Origin of the sequence: Morganella morganii H1r (assembly GCF_000633515.1) — a bacterium.
Lineage (GTDB): Bacteria > Pseudomonadota > Gammaproteobacteria > Enterobacterales > Enterobacteriaceae > Morganella > Morganella morganii_B.
Genome location: NZ_AYMP01000057.1, coordinates 1 through 1,797 on the forward strand (window position 1 = coordinate 1; position 1,797 = coordinate 1,797).

The 1,797-nt window shown below is 43.4% G+C and carries 3 protein-coding genes; 1 reads left to right on the plus strand and 2 read right to left on the minus strand.

Features of this window, described 5'->3' with window-relative positions:
* Nucleotides 1-392 (plus strand): DUF6387 family protein (locus U868_RS25780; RefSeq protein ID WP_025155080.1); only part of this gene is annotated, 392 nt, incomplete at its 5' end.
* Nucleotides 393-430: 38 nt separating this feature from the next.
* Here U868_RS25780 and U868_RS0121530 read toward each other — a convergent pair.
* On the minus strand, nt 431-697 hold the full coding sequence (locus U868_RS0121530; protein WP_025155081.1) for a hypothetical protein: 267 nt from the start codon (nt 695-697) through the stop codon (nt 431-433).
* Between the two features lie 94 nt (nt 698-791).
* A protein-coding gene (locus tag U868_RS0121535; RefSeq protein ID WP_115660450.1) for an IS3 family transposase occupies nt 792-1,797 on the minus strand; the annotation gives its coding sequence in 2 pieces (ribosomal slippage) (nt 792-1,642 and nt 1,642-1,797; 1,007 coding nt annotated over the 2 pieces). This gene is flagged as partial in the annotation.

Genomic DNA, 1,797 nt, shown 5'->3' on the forward strand with positions numbered 1-1,797 from the left:
AAAAATGGGGGGATTACCAATCTATTCGGACTGCTCTACCTCAGTGGAGAAAAATAAAATCTACAGAACCTGATATGTCATCGGTAGTAAGATTCGGATATGGCACTATAAAAAAACTGATTTCTTACAGAATAATAGCCATGCTTGACATTTTAATGTGGTCAAAGATACATAAGCTGAGGATCTCTGATGATAGGTTATCTTGTCTTCTATATACCGATGATGATAGTGAGGAGGAGACTCGTCTCAATCACCATATTCGAGATTCCGATAGGCCTTTGGCTATCAAGGCAGCCACTATAAACTTCATCCGGCAGTTCAACTACTTCCTTAACAAAAATCCTCATCTTAAAGATATGAAAGTTTCAGATGTAATGAAGCTAAATGACTGACGGTAAGGCACCTCACAGTTGAGGTGCCTCAAAAAGCATCACTTAGGAGTTGAAAAAGTAATGTTTTGATCAAGAAAACTTTTCAAATCTTCACGTTTAATAGGAGCCTTACCAGAATATTTTGCTATTTGAGCCATAATAACAGTCCTGTTTTTTTCATTTTTAGTCGAGTTATGTTCTTCAAGATATTTATCAACGAAGTAGCCAACTTCCCACTCCTCATCTCTTGAAACATAAATCCGGTCCAAATGACCAACATAATGTTTGTTATCTTGATGTTTCCAATCGCTTTTTTGTGTAGTCATATCTTACTCCAAGGCTGATTTGTTGAACTGAGTAAAATCTTAAAACACTTCAAAAGTGCCACAACAGTCTGCTGCAAATGTAAGTACACCCGTTTCAGTTCCACACACTTTTTGAGGTTTCGTTATTTTCAGCTAATAACCGGTATTCTTCCGGTGTCAGATTATTCAGGGATTCATGCGGACGCTCCCGGTTATATTCCCTCAGCCAGTGTTCCGTGATCTCCCGTACTTCATTCAGTGTCCGGAACAGATAAAAATCCAGTATTTCGGTCCGGTATGTCCGGTTAAAACGTTCGATAAAGGCATTCTGAGTCGGTTTACCCGGTTTAATAAACTCCAGTATCACGCCATGCTCTTCCGCCCAATGTGCGAGTGTCAGTGATATAAGCTCCGGACCATTATCCATCCGCATTTTCACCGGGTATCCGCGTGTTGCAACTATTCTGTCCAATACCCGGACAACACGTTGGGCCGGGATATTCAGATCAATTTCTATCGCCAGGGCTTCACGATTAAAATCATCCACGATATTGAACGTCCGGAAACGCCTGCCACAGATCAGCGCATCATGCATAAAATCAACCGACCCGCTCTGATTCAGTGCTTCCGGCGTTGCCAGTGGTGCCGGATTACGCACAGGCAGACGTTGTTTGCCTTTACGGCGAAAGTTCAGCTTCAGCAGACAATAGATCCGGTGAACGCGCTTATGATTCCACCCGTTGCCCTGCCTGCGCAGGATTTGAAACAGCTTTTTAAACCCGTAACGGGGATAACGTTCTGCCGCCTCTGTCAGCGCCTGTATCACCGGTTCATCCCGCCGGGTATCCGGTTTGTAAAAATACACCGTTCTGCTCAGCGATAGGGCCCGGCAGGCGTGACGGATGCTCATCGAATACTGTTCGATAAGGTAACTGACAAGCTCCCGCTTTACCGCTGTTTTTAAAGCTTTTTTTCGATAACATCCTTCAGTGCCCGGCACTCAAGACTCAGGTCAGCAAACATCTGTTTTAAACGCCGGTTTTCTTCCTCAAGATCTTTTAACTTTTTAATATCAGACGCTTCCATTCCGCCGTATTTGGCTTTCCAGTTAATGGGATGGA

Excerpts from the sequence above, each read along its gene's own strand:
- U868_RS0121530 (WP_025155081.1), bottom strand. The coding sequence starts at position 697 with ATGACTACACAAAAAAGCGATTGGAAACATCAAGATAACAAACATTAT.